Source organism: Microbispora sp. CSR-4, assembly GCF_008033685.1.
GTDB lineage: Bacteria > Actinomycetota > Actinomycetes > Streptosporangiales > Streptosporangiaceae > Microbispora.
Genome location: NZ_VJVX01000305.1, coordinates 1 through 364, shown reverse-complemented (window position 1 = coordinate 364; position 364 = coordinate 1). Strand labels below are relative to the sequence as shown.

Annotated in this window: 1 protein-coding gene; it reads right to left on the bottom strand. The window is 66.5% G+C overall.

The features are described 5' to 3' along the window. A partial coding sequence (locus FLV34_RS39915; protein ID WP_147945645.1) for an aminotransferase class I/II-fold pyridoxal phosphate-dependent enzyme occupies positions 1–364 on the bottom strand: 364 nt, incomplete at both ends.

Sequence of the window (364 nt, the reverse complement as noted above, 5' to 3'; positions counted from 1 at the left end):
GCGCTCCAGTGCCTTCACCCAATCCAGAGGGGCGGCGATAAACCCCACGCGCAGGCCGGTCGCGACACTTTTCGACAACCCGCCCACGTAGACCGTGCGCTCCGGCGCCAACCTCGCCAAGGGCAGCGGCACGTCCTCGGCGAGGAACGCGTAGGCCGCGTCCTCGATGATCATCAGGTTGTACTGACGGGCAATCGCCACCAACTGCTCGCGCTGCGCCAGGCTCATCACCCAGCCCAACGGGTTATGCAGGGTCGGCATGCTGTAAACCGCGCGCACCGGGCGTTTGCGACACAAACCTTGCAGATGGTCCAGGTCCGGGCCGTGGGCCGTGACCGGGATGGCGACGATCTCCAGGTGCAGG